The sequence below is a fragment of the Ensifer sp. GW823-FHT05D09 genome, from assembly GCF_058795755.1.
Genome location: NZ_JBXAIA010000003.1, coordinates 177,055 through 197,395, shown reverse-complemented (window position 1 = coordinate 197,395; position 20,341 = coordinate 177,055). Strand labels below are relative to the sequence as shown.

Here is a 20,341-nt window from a genome sequence, read left to right as displayed (position 1 = left end):
GTCTCCTCCGGTCGCGTGCGACTTGAGGAGAAAATGAAGCAGAACACCAGCCGTCCCATAGATCGCTCGTCGCCAACCGCCGCAACGCGTCGGATCAGAAGCGGATGGCGACCCCCAGGATCGGTCCGTGCTGCACCGTATCGTATTCGAAGCCGTCGTTGCTGTAGTTGACGCCGAGCGCGCGATAGCCGGCGACGGCCGAGATCGTATCGGTAAACTTGTAGCCGAGGCCGAGTGCCGCATCCCAATCGAGATCCGCGCCGCCACCGCCGACCAGCCCCCAACCGGTCAGATAAAACTCGGGCGTGAAGTTATAGGTGCCGCGCAGGCCGGCGACCGCATCGACCCAGGTGGCACCGTCATCCCGGCTGACACCATCCAGCGGGCCGCCGGAGAACGAAAGTGTGGTGTCGACGGACCAGACTCTCAAGCCACCGACGATATCGAGATTGGATGACTGGTCTTCGTAAATGGCATAGCCGACGCCCAGCAGCGCGGCAAAAGACGTCGAGTCCACATCCACGCTATTGGCGAGGATACCGTTCGGCGTGCTGCCGTCGGCGGACAGCTTGGTGTACATGACGTCGCCGAAGATGCTGTAGGGTCCGTTGCGCGCCTCGCCCATCGCCATGAAGGCAAAATCGAGATTGTCCCAGATGTCGCTGAAACTGGAATCGATATGCACCTCGGGCAGCCCGAACTGGGCCGTATCGCCCCTCAGGCCCGCCATCCAGAAGTAGGGTGCGACGGTGAACTGCCAGCCGCTTTCCGTCTCCTGCGGCTGCGCCGTGGGCGCAAGGAGCGGCGCGATGTCGGCGGCGCTGGCGACCGCGGCCGATGACAGGGTCAAACACGTGGCCAGACCGATCCGAGCATAGAGCTGCATGCCTTCCTCCCTCTCATGTTGCATGAGCGCCAGAGGTTGCGGCCACTGGCAGCACCTCGATTGTTCGAAATTAGATGATGCTAAACAAGCATATTCGCGTCAAATTCCGTTTCGGCACGCGGGAATTGTGCGAGGTGTGGCGCAAGGCACACAGAAGGCGAGGGGCGGGTTCCCGTTGCAATCAAAAGTCTATGTTTCGGCGAGCTGGCGCGGCCTGCTTTGCCCGGTGTGCGGCTCTGGTGCAGCGATCGAATGCCAATCTGATTCGGCTGCCGGCGCCTGTCGTGGCAGCAGTGAAGCGCAAAACCCCTAAAATCCTAATGGATTGATTGAGCTGGAGTTAGCATTCTGCCTTCACAGTGTGGCTTGCAACGGGGGGTGGCATGACGTCGCTGGATGAGGGCCTTGATCGCCGCGCGATCATCTGGATCGTGAACTGGACGTTCTCGGGCGCCGTCGGTTGCACGACCGTTGCCGTTCTCGTCACCTATTACTACATCGCCCCCTTCGGAGCTGAGGTGATGGCGACGTCGATGCGCCTTGCCCTGTTCATCCCGCTGCTCTTGGCCATCCCGCTTTTCGCCGTCATCGGCATCAAGCTCCAGCAGCTAGCATGCGCCAACGATCTGCTGACACTGGCGAGCCGCTACGACGGCCTGACCGGCTGTCTCAATCGCGCTGCGTTCACGTCGGATGTCACGGCGTTCGTTGCCGAACAGGATCTCAAGCCATTTCCAGCCACCTCCGCGCTGATGGTGTTGGACGCCGACCACTTCAAGCGCATCAATGATCGCCATGGCCATCTCGCCGGTGACGATGCGTTGGTGGCGATAGCAACCGAGATGCGCTTGGCGGTTGGCGATGTCGGCCTGATCGGCCGTCTCGGCGGTGAGGAGTTCGGCGTGTTCGTTCACCATGCCCACCCCGCAACGATCGGGGCGATGGCCGAGCGCATTCGCCTGGCGGTGGCCGAGCATGGGCAGGCGATTGCTCCGGATGCCGATCCGGTGACGGTCAGCATCGGCGTGGCGCTGTTTACCTATCCGGTACAGTACGAGGACATCTTCAAGATCGCGGACGACCAGCTCTACCTCGCCAAGAACACGGGGCGCAACCGGGTGTGCCTGATCGAGTATTCACGGCTGCCGGGCGGGATCAGGGCCATGGCGACCCAGCTGCGCGAGGGCCTCGCCGGCGCCCTGACCGACGGGTTCGCAAGCCAAGGCGACGAGGTGTCACGTGTCGCCGGCCGCTGAGCGCGGCACGTTCGACTTGATCCAGTCGAGAACGTAGACCCGAAGTGCCGAGGAGAGGTTGCTGTCACTGCCGCGCGCGTCGTCAATCTCGACGATCAGCTGGGCGATCGGCATGGCGCGGGTCGCCGCGATCGTCTTCAGCTCCAGCCAGAACGGGTCCTCGAGCGAAAAACTGGTGCGGTGCCCGTGCAGGGTGGCGGAGTGTTTTCGGATCATCGCCGGAGCTCGCAAATTGATTCAAGTCGTTGGCGGTTTGATTCGGGACGCTGCTGCAAGTCATTGCGGCAGAATCGCTTTTGCCGAGCCGTGCGCCGGCTTTGATGCTCTAGCAACGCATTCACGCGTGAGACGTTCCGCACAATCTGTTTCGATGATGATTTGAAGAAGGTCGCAGCCGCTTACGCGCCCTGTGCCTCAGTCCTCGGCCTCATCGGGTCGATCGGCTGCGGGCTGGCGGCGCCCCTGGTCGAGGGCTTTTGCCGCTTTCGCGTTCAAGGCTTCGGTCAGCGATTTCTCGGCTTTGGTGCGGCCGAACGAGATACGGTTCTGTTCGGCCTGCTTCTCTTTTTCGGCGCGGGCATTGCGCTTGCGGAACTGGCGTAGATTGACGACGTCACCACTCATGCCGCGCCCTTTCAGCTTCCTCAGTTCTTCTTGCGGAAGGAATCGAGCGAAACGACCGAGCCGCCGCCATTCTTGGCTTCGCCGGATTTCTCCGTATCCTTGGGCGGCACTTCGCCGTCGGTTTCAGGCACGGGGTAGGCGGTGATCTCCGCCGATTCGAGTTCTTCCTCTTCGGCCACTGCCACGTCGAACTCGAGTTCGAAGTTGACCGAGGGGTCGTAGAAGCCGCGAATGGCATTGAACGGAATGACGAGCCGCTCCGGTGTATCGGAGAAGGAAAGGCCGATCTCGAAGCCGATATCGGAGACCTTGAGTTCCCAGAACTGGTGCTGGACGACGATGGTCATCTGCTCGGGATACTTGGACTTCAGGTGCTGCGAGATGCGAACACCCGGCGCTCCGGTCAGGAAGGTGATGAAGAAATGGTGTTCGCCGGGCAGGTGGCCGGTGGCGGCAACCTCGGTCAGCACCTTGCGGATGACGCCGCGAAGCGCATCCTGTGCCAGAATGTCGTAGCGAATGTGGTCCTGGCCCATGGGATTCCCGTCTTTCTCGAACTCAATTCTACTGTCGGCTTTCCATTGCCCGTCAGAATATGACGAGTCAATTATCCAAGCATCTATAGACCATTTCGAAGCGGGGGAGAAGGTGAAGGCTTCTGTTGCCAGGTGCCTTCGGACCCCGCCTTACGGTGCTACCCGGAAGGACTTGATTTGAAGTGTCGCACCGCCGTTAGGCAGCGAGACGTGCTTCAGCATAGTTGTCGTTTGCAACTATAAGTTTAGCCCGATAACGGTGGTACAATGCCGAGCAAAAAGTCGATCTTTACGCCCTTGTCGATCCTATTTCGCCCCCATCAAAAGCCGGTCATCGACGTGTCGACCGGTTTTTGGTGGAGGCGCCGGGTACCGCCCCCGGGTCCAATGGGTTTATTTCACCGCCCGTTTATTGCCATAGCCGCCCGAAGACGGCATCTGTCATATAAGTCTTTCCAGCGGCCAAGAAAAGGGGAGCAAGCGGATAAATCGCTGCTTTTCCAAAACGCTTGACATGATTGGCAGCCATGAAAAACTCCGGCTGCTGCAGGCGGGCCGCTGGGGCATGCGGGGTACGGCTGCGGTTTTTCGAGCAATCCCAACGTGGAGGCATCATGACCGACTATCTCGCAGATGTGCAGAAGTATGACAGCGGCGCCGATGAAGCCGTTGTGAACAAGATCGTGCGCCATCTCGGCATTGCGCTTCGCAACAAGGATTCCTCGCTCGTATCGGCCACCGACCCCAAGGAGCTCGATCGCGTCAGGGAAAAATGGTGCGAGAAGAAGCTCGGCGTCGCGGGTGCGGACGCGGACGCAGCCATCTCGGCCACGGCGAAGGCGATGTCTGCGGACCGCTCCAAGTCGCGCGTGACCTTTTATTATCTGGTGGCCAAGAACCTCGGCAAGCTGCAGACGCTGTAGGTCGCGGTGAGGTCGGGTCGGATCGCCCCGGGGTCATCAACCTAACCGATGCCTTGAGGCGGGATGCCGGTGGAAAACGCGCAGGCTTCCTCAAGGTCCCGGCTCGAGCGCGGCTAAATTTGCGGGATAAACATCCCCAAGACATTGGTTTGCCGCCGGCTTCACCCTAAATTTGGGACAACACGAATCGGCGGCGCCAGACCATGCAGCAATATCTCGACTTCCTCGACCATGTGATGACCAGCGGAACCGACCGGGGCGACCGGACGGGAACGGGCACGCGCTCGGTCTTCGGCTACCAAATGCGCTTCGATCTGGCGGAAGGCTTCCCGGTGCTGACCACCAAGAAGCTGCACCTGCGCTCGATCATTCACGAACTGCTCTGGTTCCTGAAGGGCGAGACCAACATCGCCTATCTCAAGGACAATGGCGTCAGCATCTGGGACGAGTGGGCGGACGAAAACGGCGATCTCGGCCCTGTTTACGGCTACCAGTGGCGCTCCTGGCCGGCGCCGGACGGACGGCATATCGATCAGATCGCCGGTCTCGTCGAAAGCCTGAAGACCAATCCGAATTCGCGCCGGCATATCGTTTCGGCCTGGAACCCGGCGCTGGTCGACGAGATGGCGCTGCCGCCGTGCCATTGCCTTTTCCAGTTCTATGTCGCCGACGGCAAGCTTTCCTGCCAACTCTACCAGCGCTCGGCCGACATCTTCCTCGGCGTGCCCTTCAACATCGCCTCCTACGCGTTGCTGACGATGATGGTTGCGCAAGTGACCGGGCTGAAGCCGGGCGATTTCGTCCACACCTTCGGCGACGCGCACATCTACCACAACCATTTCGACCAGGCGCGGCTGCAGCTTGCCCGCACGCCGAAGACATTGCCGACCATGCAGATCAATCCTGATGTCAAGGATCTGTTTGCGTTCCGTTTTGAAGACTTTACCCTTGTCGGTTACGAAGCCGATTCAACGATCAAGGCGCCGATCGCCGTCTGACTGCTTGCCGCTTCGGGCAGTGCGGGCGGTGTGATCGATACGGGCATTCGCGTGATGGCGGCAGACCGGGAGGTCTTCCGCCTATGACGTAATTCAGGCGTTGCAGCGACCTTGGCGTGTTCTGTTTTACGCCGCGCTGTCGGGAGGTTTCGATGCTGACGCTCATCCACGCACCGCAGTCGCGCTCCTCGCGGATCGTCTGGCTGCTCGAGGAGATCGGCGCGGAATACGAGATCCGCTATGTCTCGATCCGCCGCTGGGATGGAACCGGTGCGCCCGACGAAAACAATCCGCATCCGCACAAGCAGGTGCCGGCGCTGCTGCACAAGGGCGCTCTGATCTGGGAATCGGCGGCCGTGGTGCAATACCTCACCGACCTTCATCCCGAATGCAGCCTCGGGCGGTCGCCCGGCCATCCCGAGCGCGGCGCCTATCTCTCCTGGCTCGCCTATTATGCCGGCGTGATCGAGCCGACGGCGCTGGCGCACATCACCGGGGCGACGATCAACAATCCGGCGCAGGCGCGGCTCTACAGCGAAATGTGCGGGCATGTGATCGACGTGCTCAGCCGGCAGGCCTATCTGCTCGGCGCGACGATGAGTGCCGCCGATCTGCTTTTGGCCAGTGCGCTGCAATGGATGCGCAAGATCCTGCCCGAGAGCGAGGTCGTCGACCGCTACATAAGGGTGGTGACGGACCGTCCGGCCCTTGTCAGGGCAAGTGAAATCGACAGCAAACCGAATGGGTTCCATGACTGATACCAGCACCAAAGAACCGAAAGTCTCCCTCATTGCAGCGGTTGCCGCCAACGGCGTGATCGGCCGCGAGGGTGATCTGCCCTGGCGGCTTCCGACCGACCTCAAGCGCTTCAAGGCGCTGACGATCGGCAAGCCCGTGATCATGGGGCGCAAGACCTGGGCCTCGATCGGGCGTCCGCTGCCGGGCCGGGCGAACATCGTCATCAGCCGCAGCGCTGATTACTCCGCCGAGGGCGCGATCGTCGTGCATTCGCTGGAAGAGGCGCTCGCCGCGGCGCGGCGAGAAGCTGAGGCAACCGGTGCGGACGAGGTCTGCGTCGTCGGCGGCGGCGAGATCTATCGCCAGGCGATCGGTGCGGCGGATATCCTTCATATCACCGAGGTTCCGGCCGAAGTCGAAGGCGATGCGCGCTTTCCCGAAATCGATCCTGCCGTCTTCGACAAGGTGTTCGAAGAGGATCTGCCGCAGGGCGAGAAGGACAGCCATGCCATGCATTTCGTGACCTGGCGCCGGCGTAGCGCAGGTTGAACTGGGATCATTGATCGGCGCCGGCCGGCGAAAGTGCCGCTGCACGTTCGAGGTGTCACAGCGCTTTGGTGCGGCAGATGCGACGCGCGGCGCTGTAACGGCCTATTCGTCAACTATTTTGAACCATTTACGGTGAACTCTGGCCTATCGCGTTGAAAGCGATGCATGTCATACCTATAACGGGTTCACATCGTGGACGTCCGTGCATTCGCGCGGCAGTTCATCGTGAGCAGTATTCAAAAGAGAGGTTTTGATGCCCTGGAGCAATCAGAATGGCGGCGGCGGCCCTTGGGGTGGCGGCGGCGGCGGCGGAGGCAATCAGGGTCCATGGGGCCAGGGGCCGAACCGCCCGCGCGGTGGTGGTGGCAAAGGCGGCCCGCCGGATCTCGAAGAGATCATTCGCCGTGGCCAGGATCAGCTGAAGAACGTCGTTCCCGGCGGCTTTAACGGCGGCGTCTTCGCCATCGTCGGCCTGCTGATCGTCGGCTTCATCCTGATCAACTCGATCTATACCGTCCAGCCGGATGAACGGGGCGTCGAAATGCGCTTCGGCAAGCCGAAGGACGAGATCTCGATGCCGGGCCTGCACTACCATTTCTGGCCGCTCGAAACCGTCGAGTTCGTCAAGATTACCGAGCAGCAGCAGAACATCGGCGGTCGCAACAGCGGTCAGTCGAATGCCGGCTTGATGCTCACCGGCGACCAGAACATCGTCAACGTGCAGTTCTCGGTGCTGTATTCCGTCACGGACCCGAAGCACTACCTGTTCAACGTCGAAAATCCGTCCGACACGCTGCAGCAGGTTGCCGAAAGCGCCATGCGCGAAGTGGTCGGCCGTCGTCCGGCCCAGGACATTTTCCGCGATAACCGTCAGGCGATCGCCGCCGACGTGAAGAGCACGATCCAGGCGACGATGGACAGCTACGGTGCCGGCATCTCGGTCAACACCGTGGCGATCGAGGATGCGGCTCCGCCGCGCGAAGTTGCCGACGCGTTCGACGAAGTGCAGCGCGCCGAGCAGGACGAAGATCGCTTCGTCGAAGAAGCCAACCAGTATGCCAACCAGATCCTCGGCAAGGCCCGCGGTCAGGGCGCGCAGATCCGCGAAGAGGCAGCCGCCTACAAGGATCGCATCGTCAAGGAAGCGGACGGTGAAGCCCAGCGCTTCATCTCGGTCTACGACGAGTATTCCAAGGCGCCCGACGTGACCCGCAAGCGTCTCTATCTCGAAACGATGCAGGGCGTGCTCGGCAAGTCGAAGAAGGTCATCATCGACGAGAAGAACGGGCAGGGCGTCGTGCCCTATCTGCCGCTGAACGAAATCGGTCGGCCGGCACAGACGGGAGCCGCACAGTGATCAACAATCGTACTTCAATCATCCTGATCCTGCTCGCGGTCGTCTTCGTCGGTCTCTACTCGTCGGTCTTCGTGGTCAACGAGCGCCAGCAGGCGGTCGTCGTCCGCTTCGGTCAGATCCAGGACGTCAAGACCGAGCCGGGCCTTTACTTCAAGCTGCCCTTCGCCTTCATGGATGCCGATCGCGTGCAGTATGTCGAGGACCAGGCCCTGCGCTTCGATCTCGACAACATCCGCGTCCAGGTCTCGGGCGGCAAGTTCTATGAAGTCGACGCCTTCGTCGTCTACAAGATCGCCGACCCCCGCCGCTTCCGCGAAACCGTTTCGGGCGACCGTGACTCGGCCGAGGCCCGGTTGCGCACCCGTCTCGACGCATCGCTGCGTCGCGTCTACGGTCTGCGCGGTTTCGAGGCAGCACTCTCCGACGAGCGTGCATCGATGATGCGCGAAGTTCGTGCCGACCTCCAGGCCGATGCCGAAACGCTCGGCCTCAGGATCGAGGACGTTCGCATCCGTCGCACGGACCTGACACAGGAAGTCTCGCAGCAGACCTTCGACCGCATGAAGGCCGAGCGTCTGGCGGAAGCCGAGTTGATCCGCGCTCGTGGTAACGAAGCGGGCCAGCGTCGCCGCGCCATCGCCGACCGTCAGGTCGTCGAGATCGTCGCCGACGCCCAGCGCGAATCGGAAATCCTGCGCGGTGAAGGCGAAGCCGCACGGACGAAGACCTTTGCCGACGCATTTGCACGCGATCCGAAGTTCTTCGAATTCTACCGTTCGATGACCGCCTATACGGAGTCGATCGGCAGCTCGGACACGACGCTCGTGCTGTCGCCGCATTCGGAGTTCTTCCGTTATTTCAATGACTCGGAAGGCAACCCGCCGGCTGCGACAACGACGCAACCGGCGACCGGGAACTAAGCGGACTATGTCCGACTTTCTGACCGGGATCGCTTTCTTCCTGATCATCGAGGGGCTGGTGTACGCACTGGCCCCTTTGGTTTTAGTGGAATTGGCGAAGCGTTTGCCGTATGTCCCGGAGCATCAGCTTCGACTGGCCGGGGTATTTTCCGTTGCCGCCGGTGTCGGACTTGTCTGGTTGCTTCGAGGATAATGCGAAATGCCACATAAACTGCTGATCCGGCTGGTCGATGCCGAATATGCGATCACCCGTCTCAATGTCGGTTCCCAGATGCCGGAATGGCTGCCGGGGCCGGGTTTCTGGACCGTGTCCAGCTCGCGAGAGGAAATGACCCTCGTCTGCCGCGCCGCGCGCGTGCCTTCCAGCACTCAGAGCTCGCTCGGCTGGCGCTGCTTCCGCATCGAACAGCACTTCAGCGTTGATGTGCCGGGCGTGCTTTCTTCCGTGCTCAGGCCGCTTTCGGCCGCAGGCATCGGCGTCTTTGCCAATTCGACCTTCAGCACCGACTACATCTTCGTGCCCGGTTCCGATCTCGACAAGGCGGTGCAGGCGCTGAAAGAACATGGGCACGAGATCACGATCTGATCGTTAGTCCCGCTCCGCTCTTTTGGGTGGATCAGAAAATCGTGTCTGGACGCTTCTGAATTCCGCCGTATCTTCAAAGGAGGATCGGGCGGAACGGGATCCCCGGATCGCGTCGTTGTCACCAGCTGCATGACGCCTGCGACCGGCATCGGTCGAAGGATTAGGGTATGCTGAAAATCAAGGTCGCTGCAGCGATCCTTGCGTCTGTTGGGCGCGTGGGGCTGCAGAGCATCGCATGACGCGCTATCCTTTGAGGTATCGCACCGCCGAGACAATGTGAGGAGCTCCGCGAATTGTCCACTCGATCGAAATCCCTCGGCGCCCTGGCGCTGGCCGCCTCGCTGCTTCTGTCCAATGTCGCGATGGCGCAGACGGCCGCCGTTCGCCCGCCGAGCAATGGCCCCGCATCCGTCGCCGACCTTGCGGCCGGCCTGCTTGATGCGGTCGTGAACATTTCGACGTCCCAGCGCGTCAAGAACGACGACGATGCGCCGACGCCGCAGGTGCCCGAGGGCTCGCCCTACCAGGACTTCTTCGACGAATTCTTCAAGGGGCAGGCAGACAAGGGCGGCAACCGCCAGCGCACCGTCAATTCGCTGGGATCCGGCTTCGTCATCGATCCCGCCGGCGTCATCGTCACCAACAATCACGTGATCGAAGGTGCCGACGATATCGAGGTGATCTTTGCCAACGGCAGCAAGCTGAAGGCCAAGCTCGTCGGCAAGGATACCAAGACCGATCTCGCGGTGCTGAAGGTCGAGCCGAAAGCGCCCCTGAAGGCGGTACCTTTCGGCGATTCCCGCAAGATGCGCATCGGCGACTGGGTCATGGCGATCGGCAACCCGTTCGGCTTCGGCGGCTCGGTGTCCGTCGGCATCATCTCGGCGCGCGGTCGCAACATCAATGCTGGCCCCTACGACAATTTCATCCAGACGGACGCCGCCATCAACCGCGGCAATTCCGGTGGCCCGCTGTTCAACATGCAGGGCGAGGTGATCGGCATCAACACCGCGATCATTTCGCCTTCAGGCGGCTCGATCGGCATCGGTTTCTCCGTTCCGACCGAGCTTGCCGCCAATGTGGTTCTGCAGCTCAAGGACTTCGGTGAGACACGGCGCGGCTGGCTCGGGGTGCGCATCCAGCCGGTGACGGACGATATCGCCGAAAGCCTGAAGCTGGCCTCGCCGCGCGGTGCGCTGGTCTCGGGTATCATCGAGGGCGGGCCGATCACCAAGGGTGAGATCAAGGCTGGAGACGTCATCATCAAGTTCGACGGTAAGGATGTCTCGGAGATGCGCGACCTGCAGCGGGCAGTCGCCGAGAGCGGCGTCGGCAAGGCCGTGGACGTCGCGATTATCCGCGACGGCAAGGAGCAGACCGTCAAGGTCACGCTCGGCCGGCTGGAGGATGGCGAAGACGTCGCCAATGCCTCGGCAACCACAAGCGACGAGGGCAGTGACGACAAGAAAACCGACCAGCCACCAGCCGCCGAGATGCCGGCCTCCGACACGGTGCTTGGCATGAAGCTGACCACGCTCAATGCCGAAAGCCGCAAGAAGTTCGGCATTGCCGACGATGTCGACGGCGTCGTGATCGCCGAGGTGCAGGCAGGCTCGGCCGCAGCCGAGCGTCGGGTCGAGCCGGGTGACGTCATCGTCGAGGTGGGGCAGGAGGCGATGGATACGCCTGACGACGTCTCCGAGCGTGTCGAGGAGCTGAAGTCCGACGGTCGGCGCAATGCGCTGCTGATGCTTTCCAACAAGACGGGCGAGCTGCGCTTCGTCACCGTTCGCATGGAATAGCGCGGCACGGCGCGATGGCATTTTCCTGAATCCTTTCAGGTTCATCGCGCCGCTTTTTCCAAGGCTGATTCCGGCTCTTCAGATTCCGATTCAGGATCACTTCTTCTGCCGAGCGCCGTCGGCTGGATCGATGAAGCCGCGAGCATTGTCGTGGGGTGCAGTTGCAGTGCCGCCCTCTCTGGTCCGTCCGTCGTTTCAACCAGACGCACTTGACGGCAGATCATGCCACCTGTCCATCCGGGCGCGCGTCGGTCGCGGTGGCGATCGCGTTGCTGCATGATGTTGCCCTCGGATCGGTGCGGACCTGAGGCTTCATGCATGAGCGGTGCTTTCTAATTGATCGTAGCAGCTGCGAATTGAAGTCGGCATGGATCAGCGGGCGTCGTGCTCCGGAGTGATCAGTCGCTGCTGCAGCCTCGGCATGCGCCCGATGCCGCGTGTGAACCGCTGCCGTGTTTCTGGCGCCCTGGCGGTTGAAAAGTCATCAGGCGAAGGGCGTCGATCAGGGTCTCGAGGATGGCGTACATGGCCGGATCCTCCTTTCTGTCCGTCATTTCAACGCACTTGCCGCCAGCGCTCAAACGAGTTTACAGTCTGCTTCGGATGACTTGAGGTTATGCATGAAGCGCGGCCGCCTACCCCTGACAGCGTTGCGGAGTTTCGAGGCGGCGGGCCGGCTCGAAAGCTTCACGCTGGCTGCCGGCGAGCTTTTCGTCTCGCAGGCGGCCATCAGCCGGCAGATCCGTGAGCTGGAGGACCTCGTCGGTCGGCCGCTGTTCGAGCGGCGGCATCGCAGCGTCCAGCTGACCGCGGAGGGGCGGTCGCTGCTGTCGGTGCTGACTTCGGCCTTCGACATGGTCGGAGACAGCCTGGAGGCGCTCTCAGGCCGCAAGGCAAGCCAGATATTGAAGGTCAGCGCCGAGCCATCCTTTGCCGGCTGCTGGCTGCTGCCGCATCTGGCTGAGTTCCAGGGCGAGCATCCCGAGATCGACTTGGTGATCGACGCCGATCCCCGGCTGGTGGGGTTTCGCAGCGGTGACGCCGATATCGCCATCCGCCACAGCCTGAACCTCTCGTCCTGGCCGCGCGTCGAGGCGCGGAGACTTGCTCAGGTGGAAATGATCCCGGTGATTGCGCCGGAGCTTTCGCGGTCCGGCCGGCCGTTGTCGATGCCTGCCGATCTCCTGCAGCATGCTCTCCTGCACGAGGACAATCGCGAAGCATGGCAGCAATGGTTCGCCGCTGCCGGCGCAGGGCCGGTTCGCATCGAGCGGGGCGCGATCTTTGCCGATGGCGCCATGGTGCTGCAGGCGGCGCTACGCGGTAACGGCGTCGGGCTGATCGACCGCGACCATGTGCGCGACGAGCTCAAGACCGGACGCCTGCTGCAACCGTTCGACATCTCGGTGCCCTACGGTGCCTTCTTTCTGGTGGCGCGGCGGTTCGATGCGCTGTCGCAGGCAGCGCAGTCGTTCGCTGCTTGGGTCGAGAAGAATTATCCGGGGGCAGGGCGCGAGCGCTGATGCCTCAGCGAGGGTGGTGGGGAGGCTGCCCCTCATCCGCCTGCCGGCACCTTCTCCCCGCGCGCGGGAGAAGGGCGATCGTCGTGACCGTCTCGCAGGCGCTATGGACTGGCTATTGTTCACGTCGAGTGGGTGGCAGTTGGCCCTCTCTGAGGGTGAATACGCCTATGAAGGCCGGCAACGTCACGCCCAGCGTCTCTCTCCCCGCTTGCGGGGAGAGATGTCCGGCAGGACAGTGAGGGGCAAGCCCCAAGCGATGAGTGCAGGGCGGCATGCGGATGGAGCGTGTGCGAGAAACCTTACCGGCGTTGCGGCGTGATCACGTCCCGGCTTTTGCCGGCTGCGCCTGCCAGTCCGCCCGTGTCATCGCATAAAGAACGTGGCGAACGAGCTCAGGTTTGTCTGCGGGGATGCGTGGGTGGTTGAAGTCGCGGGTGGGGTCGCGGTGCATGCCGAGGCGGACCATTGCCGCCGTCGAGCGGTTGTTCTCGGGAATGGCGAACGAGACGATCTCACGCAGGCCCTTTTCCTCGAAGCCGAAGCGGAGAAGGTCGAACGCCGCCTCGGTGATATACCCTTTGCCCCAGAAGGGGACGGCAAGCCGCCAGCCGATCTCGACCGTGCCTTTCGGCAGGAAAGGGTCGAGGTCAGTGTAAGCGAGACCGCAGAAGCCGATCGGCCGATCGTCCGCCTTGAGGGCGACTGCGAAGAAGCCGAGGCCGGTTTCTGTAATGCCGCGGCCGACGCGGTCGAACAGTGCATCGGATTCCTCGCGGCTGCGGCGATGGGGGAAGAATTCCATCACTCTGGGATCGTTGTTGATCTCGAAGAAGAGATCGCGGTCGGTCTCCCTCCAGGCGCGGATGCGCAGCCGCTCGGTTTCCGAGACGATCATCGGACGAAATCGGTCTTGCGATAGCCCTGCAGATAGAGGAGGGCCGTGAGGTCGCCATGGTCGATGCGCACCTTCGCCTGCTCGGCAACCACGGGCTTGGCATGGAGCGCAACGCCGGTGCCGGCGAGCTGCAGCATGCCGAGATCGTTGGCGCCGTCGCCGACGGCAAGCGCCTCGTCGGTGGAGATGCCGAGGCGGCCTGCGATGTCGATGAGCGCGTCGACCTTTGCCTGCTTGCCGAGGATCGGCTCGGCGACTTCGCCGGTCAGCGTGCCGTCCTTCTCGATCAGGGTGTTGGCGCGGTTTTCCTGGAAGCCGAGCATGTCTGCGACCGGGCCGGTAAACACGGTGAAGCCGCCGGAGACGAGCGCGGTGTAGTAGCCCTTCGCCTTCATGGTGGCGATCAGCTCGGGGCCGCCCGGCGTCAGCGTGATGCGCCTGGCGATGACATCGCCGACGACGCTCGAGGGCAGGCCCTTCAAAAGCGCGACGCGCTCGATCAGCGCCGGCTCGAAGGCGACCTCGCCGTTCATGGCGCGGGCTGTGATGGCGGCGACCTTGTCCTTGAGGCCCACTTCGGCGGCAAGCTCGTCGATGCATTCCTGGCCGATCATGGTGGAATCCATGTCGGCGATCAGAAGCTTCTTGCGCCTTGTGTCGGCGTCCTGGACAGCGACGTCGACTGCCACGCCGTTGAGTGCGCCGCGTAGCGCCGCCTCGGCGGCGAAGGGGTCTGTGCCGTCCCTGAGCGCGAGGTCGCAGGCGATGCCGTCGGCGAGCCAATAGAGGCCGGATGCCTTGACGGCGTCAGCGGCGGCTTCCGCGAGCGCTGGCGTCAGAACAGGATTTGACGGATTGGCGATAAGCGTGGCAACGAGAGCCATGGACAACAACCTTGAAACCGATACGGACGCGATCCTGATAACCGGGCCGACCGCCAGCGGCAAGTCCGCGCTTGCGGTCGAATTGGCGCGCCGGCATGGTGGTGTGGTCATCAACGCAGACAGCATGCAGGTCTATGATACCTTGCGGGTGCTGACCGCCCGCCCTGACGAGGCCGACATGGGTGGTGTCGAGCACTGTCTTTACGGCCATGTGCCGGCGGGGGAGCCCTATTCGACCGGGGCCTGGCTGCGCGAGGCCGAAGCGCTGGTCGGCCAACTGCGCAAAGACGGCCGGCTGCCCGTCTTCGTCGGCGGCACCGGGCTCTATTTCAAGGCGCTGACCGGCGGGCTTGCCGACATGCCGCAAATTCCGGCCGACATCCGCGAGCGGCTGCGGGAGCAGCTGAGGCAGGAGGGGCCGGAAGGGCTGCATGCCGAGCTTGCCGCGCGCGATCCTCAAACGGCAGAGGCGCTGAAGCCCGGCGACGGCCAGCGCATCGTGCGCGCGCTCGAAGTGATGGAGGCGACCGGCCAGTCGATCCGTGTCTACCAGCAGAGAAGCGGCCCTGAGATCATCGATCCAAAGCGCGCGCGAAAGCTGGTGGTTCTGCCAGATCGCCAGGTGCTGCACGAGCGCATCAACCGCCGCTTCGGCTTGATGCTGTCAGGTGGGGCTATCGACGAGGTGCGTGCGCTCATGGCGTTGAACCTCGGTCCGGACATGCCTGTGATGAAGGCGATCGGTGTCAGCCAGATTGCAGCTCTCTTGCGCGGCGAGATGGATGAGGCCGAGGTGATCGAGACCGGCTCTGCCGCGACCCGGCAATATGCGAAGCGCCAGATGACCTGGTTTCGCAACCAGCTCGACGACAGCTGGCAGCGCATCGCGAATGCCGCCGAGTTACTTTGAACTCGGGGCGGGCGATCGCGCCGTCAGATGACGATAAGCGTTTGAATTTGTTGGGAGGAGATTCAGATTTGCAGCGTAAAGCCGCCGGTCTCGGCGGCTTTGTCGTTCTGTGCGGGGGACGTTTAGTCGTCAGCACAACGCCCCGTTCTCGCTCTTCCTCAGACCTCACCGGGAGGTGCGTTTAGTTGCCTGTCGGCATTGATAAGGTGAACCCTTCTTTAGACAACTGATCGCGCATCCACTGGAATTGCTCATATTTCGAGATCTCGATCGGACCCGCGTAGCTCTGGCTCTGCAGCTTGCGCGGCGGATACTTCACATAGGTTTGCATCAGCTGTTTGATCGCGTCGCTGATGGTTACCATCGTCCAGGTCCGCTCCGTATAATTGTTCATGAAGATGTCGTAGCGCTCCTGCGGATCCTGCCAGAGATCGAAAACCTGCGGGACCGTCGCGACATATTTGGATGGACCTTTCCAGCCAAGGTTCGAATCGACCGCCAGCCCCCCTGTCGACTGACCGTCGTCGCCGCGCAGGTTGAAAACGGCCTTGTAGTTGCCGACACGGGCAGCGCCGGGCGAAAGTTCGTTCTCGGTGAAGTAGAACCAGGATGTGCGTTCCGACTTGCCCGTACCGAGCAGGATCGGTGACATGTCATAGCTATCGAAGATGGTCGGCTGGCCCTCGCGGTCCTTGTCCGGCAGGGCGACGCCGGCGACGGAGGCGAATGTTGCCATCAGATCAAGGCCGCCGACGATATCGTGGTTCTTGCTGTTGGGCTTGACCTTGCCCGGCCAGACAGCGATGGCGGGAACACGATTGCCGCCTTCACGGACGGTACCCTTGGTGCCACGGAATGGCGTGTAACCGGCGTCAGGGTACACATCCTGCCAGGCACCGTTATCGGTGGTGTAGAACACGAGGGTATTTCTGTCCAAGCCGGTCTCATGGAGCTTATCCATGATGCGGCCGATACGGGTGTCCAGTTCGACGATGCTGTCGGCATACTTCGATTTCGACATCGACTTATGCTCGAACTCGGGTGCAGGCATGTTCGGCTGATGCACCTTCATGAAGTTGACGCTGATGAAGAACGGCTTGTCGGATTTGGATGCGTCGTCAAGGAAGCCGACTGCGGCCTTCTCGACATAGCTATCGAAGAACGGGATGCCGACAACGCCCGGTGCACCGTTGATCGTCGGCGTATCGACGTACTGGCCGTTGATCTTGAACTCTTCCACGGCCTTTTCACCGGTTCTGCCCGACAGTGCGCCTTTGGTCACGCGCTGGAACATCGCTCGCAGCTTCGGATCCATGTCGGGGAACCAGGTTGGATCGGCGTAGGTATAGGCGTTCAGGTGATAGAGCCCGCAATACTTCATCACGTCGAAGCCCTGAGCGTTCGGTAGCGCGTAGTCGGCCTCCCCGAGGTGCCACTTGCCGGTGAAGTAGGTATCGTAGCCGCCAAGTTTGAGAACGGACGCAAGTGTCCATTCGGCGGCAGGCAGGCCACCGCCTTCGCCTTGAAACGCGACCGTTGTCATGCCGCTGCGATTGGGAATTCGCCCCGTAATCATCGCTGCACGGCCGGGCGTGCAGCTCGGCTGGGCGTAGAAGTCAAAGAACGTCATTCCACTGGCCGCCATCTTGTCGATATTGGGTGTCGGCATGCCGCGTCCTTCTCCGCCGCCATAGGGTCCAAGGTCGCCGAACCCGGTGTCATCGGAGACAATCATGAGAATGTTCGGCTTGGCCGATGGCGCAGTCTGGGCTGTCGCCGATCCACAAGGGACGGCGAACGTCAGCACTGCAGCGGCTGTCGCGAGGAGGGCCCTTCGCGTTCCGGCGCCCAGTTCGAACCTTGGAAATGAGTGTGGTCTATCAGCGTGGTCTATCATGATCTGTGTCCTCATCTGTTGCATGGATGTGACCGTGAATTAGATAGGCGGGAATACGCGCAGCCCGGCTGGATGAGCCAGGCGGCGGGAAGCCCGATTGCTGTTCTGGCATTGTGCGCACCGTTGGTACGCGGCGCACCATCTCCTTTTTTAGAGTTTGCGCAAGTACGTTACGGTAACGAAGAAGATCACTCGTCGGTTGGCCCCCCGATGTGTCCCGTGTGCGGTGGCGCGAGAGCTTCCATGCCGACAACGTGCACCACAAAATCCGGCCGATGACCGACCCTGTCGTAACCGTTACAGAGTTGACATCTCGCCACATTAGATCACCCTGAATTGCAAGGGGACTGGGGCAGCGACGTTGTCGTCGGCATCAGCATCAGTGGAAATGTCTTTCAGGCGATCGTCGCAGGGATAACCGGCGTTCGTTTCTCGGGCGGGGTCCGATGAAGTCCAGACAAACGAGACTCTTCTTCTTCAAAGAGTTCTATCGCCAGCTTGGCGTTGTCTGGCCGATCTTGTCCGGCATTCTTTGTGTGATGGTCGGCTGCGGCGTGGTGATCGGGCGAATAGAAGACTGGCGGATAACCGACGCCCTGTATTTCACCTTCGTTACCGGTCTCACCATCGGATACGGAGATCTGGCACCGAGCCACACGTCTTCGCGCGCTTTGGCTCTCGTGATTGGCCTTGCAGGGATTGTTCTGACGGGTCTCGTTGCCGCCGTCAGCGTCCAGGCGCTGAGGGCCACAGCCGATAAAAACAACGAATGAGGGCCGCTACAACAGAGCCCTGTTTTCTTCATCTGTCTGCAGTCCGGTCGAGACGCCTCGGTGCTTTTTGGGGGGTATCATGAGCCAGCTTTGGCATGAAATTCGGCACACTCCGCTCCTTTGGCTGCTGGTTCTGGCGCCGCTGGTGCTGGTGGCCCATAGCGCAGCGCCCGAGGCGCACACGCTGCTGTTCCTGTTGTCGGTGTTGGCGATCATTCCATTGGCAACCTTGCTAAGCCACGCCACCGAAGCCGTTGCCGCGAGAACGGGCGACACGGTCGGCAGCCTTCTCAACGCGACGCTCGGCAATCTGACCGAACTCATCATTGCGCTCGCCGCATTGCGACTTGGTCAATACACGCTGGTAAAAGCTTCGCTGGCCGGCGCGATCGTCTGCAACACGCTCTTCATGCTGGGGGCGTCATTCCTGCTCGGCGGCCTAAAATACCATGTTCAGGACTACAACCGCGTCAGCGCTCGGCTGCAGACGAGCCTGCTTTTCCTGGCAACGATCGCGCTGATCGTACCCTCGGCAATGGCCGAAGCCGATAGTCTCGCTGCGGCGCCGGATTTCATGCAGGATCTGAGCTTCGGTCTGGCGATCCTGCTGATCATCACCTACGTGTTGGGGCTGTACTTCTCCCTGAAGAGCCATCGCGAATTGTTCGGCAGTGCGGAGCACGCTACCTCGGATGAGCCTCCCTGGCCGTTGAGTGTTGCGCTTGCTACGCTTGCCGTTGTGACGGTCACGGTCGCCCTGGTCAGCGAAGTGTTCGTGGAATCGGTGCAGCATGCGGCAGAGACGTTCGGAATGACGCCCGCATTCGTGGGCTTTATCGTCGTTGCGCTCGTCGGGGCAGCCGCAGAAATGACCTCGGCGTTTTCCGGCGCTCGCAAGAACCGGCTGGACCTGAGCGTCGGCATTGCGCTCGGCAGTGCGGCCCAGATCGCCCTCTTCGTTGCTCCTGTTCTCGTGCTTTTGAGTTACGTCATCGGCCCGGCGCCGATGGACCTGCAGTTCTGGCCGGGTGCAGTGATCATGGTGCTGGTGGCCGCAATGACGGCCATCATCGTCACGAACAGCGGTCGTGCCGCGTGGTTTGTCGGCGTGCTGATGCTGATGGTCTATCTGATCTTCGCCATGACGCTGTATCTGCTGCCGCCCAAACTGCTTTGAGTTCACGCGCAGGCACGCAACCCCGACGACGGCCGCGGCATTGCGGTACGCCCGATCTCGGGCATTACTTCGGAAACAGGAATGTCATCGTCAGGCGGACGCCGAGGCCCTCCGGGCCATTGTCAGGCGCTGCCGCCCAATAGCGCACGCCGGCGCCGAGGCTGATCGGCTGCTTGTCGATGGTGATCAGCTTGGAGATGTTGAAGTTGATCGGGACGCTCCATTCGTCCGCCTTCCAGTCGTAGGTGGATTCGGTGTTGAGCGTGAAAGTCCAGGCGTCCGGCGTGGTGTAGGACAGGAACGGCTGCAGGAAGGTGGAGCTGATGTCGTTGCGCTCGTCGCTGCCGGCAAACGACCAGATATGGTTGGCGAGCGCGCCGTAGGTCCATTCGCCCTCCTGCTTGAGGATAACAACGGTCGGGCCGATGCCCCATTTTTCGCCGCCGAGCAGGTCGTCGGTCGCCGTCGGGATCAGGAAAGCCGGGCCCACGCCCCAGATGATACCGCTTTCGGTGGGCTTGGCGGGCGAAAAAAACAAGCTCTGCAGGGTATCGCCAAGGCCGAACTGCGAGCCGCTCGGGCCGGCGATGTCGTTCTGAGACGTCACCGGCAGAATGGTTCGCGAAATGACGTTCCAGTCCGCGTTCAGCGAAAAGGGGATGACCGGCTGGATGTTGACGGTCGTCTTGTTGCCGTCATCAGGGCCGTAGCCGTGGTCGTAATTGAACTGGAAGGGAACGCTGATCAGCGAGGCAATCGGGTTTGAAAGCTTCTTGGCGAGATCCGCATTCGAATCCTGCGCCTGCGCCTGCGCCGTCGTCGCGAATATGGCGAACAAGGCTGTGGCGTACTTCAACCTGGCATATCGCATGATCGACCCCCTCAATCGACCGACATGCATCGATTCTTGTGCACCCCGGCCATGATTCTCAGATGCGTCCAGTGTGGCTGCGTCATCGTATTTTAGCAACGGCAAGAAAACGCGAGGCAGATCTTAGGTTGCATGACGGTGCCGCGCGCCCGTTTGGCCAGGCGGGATTGGTCCGCTGGCGATGTCAATACGCCCTTGGTCGCGGTGCCATGTCCCAGCCGCCGACGATCCGGCGG

Annotated in this window: 22 protein-coding genes and 1 other RNA gene; 14 read left to right on the top strand and 9 right to left on the bottom strand. The window is 61.9% G+C overall.

All coding sequences use genetic code 11. From position 1 onward, the window contains the following. Positions 1–94: 94 nt before the first annotated feature. Positions 95–886 carry a hypothetical protein gene (locus AC1Q80_RS11370; protein ID WP_173420565.1) on the bottom strand — a complete coding sequence of 264 codons (792 nt, stop codon included), beginning with the start codon at positions 884–886 and terminating at the stop codon, positions 95–97. A gap of 383 nt (positions 887–1,269) precedes the next feature. Here AC1Q80_RS11370 and AC1Q80_RS11365 point away from each other — a divergent pair, with 383 nt between their 5' ends. Beyond that, a complete protein-coding gene (locus tag AC1Q80_RS11365) occupies positions 1,270–2,142 on the top strand; it encodes a GGDEF domain-containing protein (protein WP_173420564.1) in 873 nt (290 codons plus the stop codon). Here the strand turns inward: AC1Q80_RS11365 and AC1Q80_RS11360 are convergent. The 4 genes from AC1Q80_RS11360 to ssrA all read right to left on the bottom strand — a co-directional run bounded on the left by AC1Q80_RS11360 (position 2,122) and on the right by ssrA (position 3,777). Continuing rightward, positions 2,122–2,358, bottom strand: a complete 237-nt coding sequence (locus AC1Q80_RS11360) for a ribbon-helix-helix domain-containing protein (protein ID WP_173420563.1) — start codon at positions 2,356–2,358, stop codon at positions 2,122–2,124. The two genes, AC1Q80_RS11365 and AC1Q80_RS11360, sit on opposite strands and share 21 nt — an antisense overlap. A 198-nt stretch (positions 2,359–2,556) precedes the next feature. After that, positions 2,557–2,766: a DUF4169 family protein gene (locus AC1Q80_RS11355; protein ID WP_173420562.1), complete on the bottom strand. Its 210-nt coding sequence runs from the start codon at positions 2,764–2,766 to the stop codon at positions 2,557–2,559. A gap of 20 nt (positions 2,767–2,786) precedes the next feature. Beyond that, positions 2,787–3,302: an SspB family protein gene (locus AC1Q80_RS11350; protein ID WP_492360490.1), complete on the bottom strand. Its 516-nt coding sequence runs from the start codon at positions 3,300–3,302 to the stop codon at positions 2,787–2,789. A 111-nt stretch (positions 3,303–3,413) separates the two neighbouring features. Further along, positions 3,414–3,777: a transfer-messenger RNA gene (gene ssrA / locus AC1Q80_RS11345) on the bottom strand. A gap of 139 nt (positions 3,778–3,916) precedes the next feature. Between ssrA and AC1Q80_RS11340 the strand changes: the two genes are divergently transcribed. From AC1Q80_RS11340 to AC1Q80_RS11295, 10 genes are all read left to right on the top strand, one after another. Then, positions 3,917–4,225, top strand: a complete 309-nt coding sequence (locus tag AC1Q80_RS11340) for a DUF2853 family protein (protein WP_077500214.1) — start codon at positions 3,917–3,919, stop codon at positions 4,223–4,225. Between the two features lie 203 nt (positions 4,226–4,428). Then, positions 4,429–5,223 carry a thymidylate synthase gene (locus AC1Q80_RS11335; RefSeq protein ID WP_173420560.1) on the top strand — a complete coding sequence of 265 codons (795 nt, stop codon included), beginning with the start codon at positions 4,429–4,431 and terminating at the stop codon, positions 5,221–5,223. Between the two features lie 152 nt (positions 5,224–5,375). Then, entirely contained in the window at positions 5,376–5,981 is a 606-nt protein-coding gene (locus tag AC1Q80_RS11330; protein WP_492360489.1) for a glutathione S-transferase, read from the top strand. Beyond that, on the top strand, positions 5,974–6,510 hold the full coding sequence (locus AC1Q80_RS11325) for a dihydrofolate reductase (protein ID WP_492360488.1): 537 nt from the start codon (positions 5,974–5,976) through the stop codon (positions 6,508–6,510). The genes AC1Q80_RS11330 and AC1Q80_RS11325 overlap by 8 nt, the downstream gene beginning before the upstream one ends. Positions 6,511–6,763: 253 nt before the next feature. Continuing rightward, complete coding sequence (hflK, locus tag AC1Q80_RS11320) at positions 6,764–7,867, top strand: FtsH protease activity modulator HflK (protein WP_173420557.1); 1,104 nt, start codon at positions 6,764–6,766, stop codon at positions 7,865–7,867. Next, positions 7,864–8,787 carry a protease modulator HflC gene (hflC, locus tag AC1Q80_RS11315; protein WP_173420556.1) on the top strand — a complete coding sequence of 308 codons (924 nt, stop codon included), beginning with the start codon at positions 7,864–7,866 and terminating at the stop codon, positions 8,785–8,787. Before hflK ends, hflC begins: the two co-directional genes overlap by 4 nt. Before the next feature lie 7 nt (positions 8,788–8,794). Further along, positions 8,795–8,980, top strand: a complete 186-nt coding sequence (locus AC1Q80_RS11310) for a DUF2065 domain-containing protein (protein ID WP_025427670.1) — start codon at positions 8,795–8,797, stop codon at positions 8,978–8,980. 6 nt (positions 8,981–8,986) lie between these two features. Further along, a complete protein-coding gene (locus AC1Q80_RS11305) occupies positions 8,987–9,373 on the top strand; it encodes an ACT domain-containing protein (protein ID WP_025427669.1) in 387 nt (128 codons plus the stop codon). A 362-nt stretch (positions 9,374–9,735) separates the two neighbouring features. Continuing rightward, the gene (locus tag AC1Q80_RS11300) at positions 9,736–11,175 is read left to right on the top strand and encodes a DegQ family serine endoprotease (RefSeq protein WP_209790884.1); all 1,440 of its coding nucleotides are present in this window, start codon (positions 9,736–9,738) and stop codon (positions 11,173–11,175) included. A 620-nt stretch (positions 11,176–11,795) separates the two neighbouring features. Next, positions 11,796–12,698, top strand: a complete 903-nt coding sequence (locus AC1Q80_RS11295) for a LysR substrate-binding domain-containing protein (RefSeq protein WP_492360487.1) — start codon at positions 11,796–11,798, stop codon at positions 12,696–12,698. A gap of 319 nt (positions 12,699–13,017) precedes the next feature. Here the strand turns inward: AC1Q80_RS11295 and AC1Q80_RS11290 are convergent, their stop codons facing one another. Both AC1Q80_RS11290 and serB read right to left on the bottom strand, forming a co-directional pair. Then, positions 13,018–13,593, bottom strand: a complete 576-nt coding sequence (locus AC1Q80_RS11290; protein WP_492360486.1) for a GNAT family N-acetyltransferase — start codon at positions 13,591–13,593, stop codon at positions 13,018–13,020. Continuing rightward, the gene (serB, locus tag AC1Q80_RS11285) at positions 13,590–14,477 is read right to left on the bottom strand and encodes a phosphoserine phosphatase SerB (RefSeq protein ID WP_492360485.1); all 888 of its coding nucleotides are present in this window, start codon (positions 14,475–14,477) and stop codon (positions 13,590–13,592) included. The genes AC1Q80_RS11290 and serB overlap by 4 nt, the downstream gene beginning before the upstream one ends. Here serB and miaA point away from each other — a divergent pair. After that, entirely contained in the window at positions 14,476–15,387 is a 912-nt protein-coding gene (gene miaA / locus AC1Q80_RS11280; RefSeq protein WP_492360484.1) for a tRNA (adenosine(37)-N6)-dimethylallyltransferase MiaA, read from the top strand. The genes serB and miaA overlap by 2 nt on opposite strands. Positions 15,388–15,568: 181 nt before the next feature. Here the strand turns inward: miaA and AC1Q80_RS11275 are convergent, their stop codons facing one another. Then, the gene (locus tag AC1Q80_RS11275) at positions 15,569–17,122 is read right to left on the bottom strand and encodes an arylsulfatase (protein WP_234902905.1); all 1,554 of its coding nucleotides are present in this window, start codon (positions 17,120–17,122) and stop codon (positions 15,569–15,571) included. Positions 17,123–17,730: 608 nt separating this feature from the next. Between AC1Q80_RS11275 and AC1Q80_RS11270 the strand changes: the two genes are divergently transcribed. After that, complete coding sequence (locus AC1Q80_RS11270; RefSeq protein WP_173420550.1) at positions 17,731–18,057, top strand: potassium channel family protein; 327 nt, start codon at positions 17,731–17,733, stop codon at positions 18,055–18,057. Between the two features lie 79 nt (positions 18,058–18,136). Continuing rightward, positions 18,137–19,234 (top strand): calcium/proton exchanger, encoded by a 1,098-nt coding sequence (cax, locus tag AC1Q80_RS11265; RefSeq protein WP_209790748.1) that lies wholly within the window; start codon positions 18,137–18,139, stop codon positions 19,232–19,234. 64 nt (positions 19,235–19,298) lie between these two features. Here cax and AC1Q80_RS11260 read toward each other — a convergent pair whose 3' ends face one another. Beyond that, the gene (locus AC1Q80_RS11260) at positions 19,299–20,105 is read right to left on the bottom strand and encodes a transporter (RefSeq protein ID WP_173420548.1); all 807 of its coding nucleotides are present in this window, start codon (positions 20,103–20,105) and stop codon (positions 19,299–19,301) included. Positions 20,106–20,341: the final 236 nt, after the last annotated feature.